The sequence below is a fragment of the Acinetobacter sp. R933-2 genome (assembly GCF_030325485.1).
Taxonomy (GTDB): domain Bacteria; phylum Pseudomonadota; class Gammaproteobacteria; order Pseudomonadales; family Moraxellaceae; genus Acinetobacter; species Acinetobacter sichuanensis.
Genome location: NZ_JACAIJ010000051.1, coordinates 1 through 1,228 on the forward strand (window position 1 = coordinate 1; position 1,228 = coordinate 1,228).

The 1,228-nt window shown below is 37.9% G+C and carries 1 protein-coding gene; it reads right to left on the reverse strand.

Features of this window, described 5'->3' with window-relative positions; genetic code table 11:
• A protein-coding gene (locus HX005_RS19500) for an IS3 family transposase (RefSeq protein ID WP_286378569.1) occupies positions 1-1,162 on the reverse strand; the annotation gives its coding sequence in 2 pieces (ribosomal slippage) (positions 1-895 and positions 895-1,162; 1,163 coding nt annotated over the 2 pieces). This gene is flagged as partial in the annotation.
• Positions 1,163-1,228 lie beyond the last annotated feature (66 nt).

The following is a 1,228-nucleotide window of genomic DNA, read 5'->3' on the forward strand; positions in this document are numbered from 1 at the left end:
GCAGCTAACTTGTAAAGGTGCTCTGCCATTTGATTTGGTGTCTTAAAATCTAGTCCTTTCTGAATTCTTCGCTGATTATAAAATAGCTCTATGTATTTTGTAATATCTGCTTTAGCTTCCTCTCTCGTTTTATAATTGCGATGGTGAACAAGTTCATTCTTCAATATGCCCCAAAAGCTTTCAATCGGTGCATTATCGTAACAATCTCCTTTTTTGCTCATTGAACCTTGAAATCCACATTTTTCAATCATGTTACGATAATCATGACTACAATACTGACTTCCTCTGTCTGAGTGAACGATTAAGCCTTGAGATGGCTTATGATTGTGAATAGCCATACTCAGTGCACTACAAACAAGTTGTGCTGTCATCCGCTCACTTAAGCTATAGCCAACCACTTGTTTAGTGCAAAGGTCTTTTAACGCAGCTAAATACAGCCAGCCTTCAGCTGTCCATACATATGTAATGTCACTTACCCACGCAATGTTTGGGGGAGTCACTATAAAGTTTTGCTCTAACAAATTATTGTAAACAGCACGATTGTGGTCGCTATTCGTAGTTCTTTTAAAACGCTTATGCCTCTTACAGTACAGCTGATTGAGCTTTTTAATACAACGAACTGCATACTGACTGATTTTGATACCTTTGGACTGTAGGTGTTTGGATAAACGAATATAGCCATAACTTTCATTAGTTTCCTTATGGGCTATTTTGACTAAGATCGTCTGCTGATTTCTTTGGACAACTCTTTTGCTCACACTATGTTTCAACCAGTCATAAAACCTTGATACTGAAACTTTGAGCAGTCTAGCCATCATTGTTGTTGGATAGGTATTTTTGTACTCTTTCATGTAAGCGTACCTCACTGATTTTCCTTGGCAAAGTACGCTGCCGCTTTTTTTAGAAATTCTCGCTCCATTTCAGCCGTTTTGAGTTGCTGTTTGAGTTTCTTATTTTCTTCGAGCAGAGCAACGAGGTCAGGCGAATATTGTTGTGTTCCCGTCAATGTTCCTGCCTTTGCTTTATTATGCCAATTCGACAGCGTTTGCATGGAAATACCAAGTTGTCGTGCTGTTTCTGAAACATTTCCTTTATTTGAATCAATAGCTTTGATTGCTTCAGCTTTGAATTCTGCTGTATAAATCTTTTGTTTTTTGCTCATGGTAAACTCCTGATGAGTATGTTTAGTTTACCAAGTTAAAGTCTCCGTTTTTATCAGCACACATCA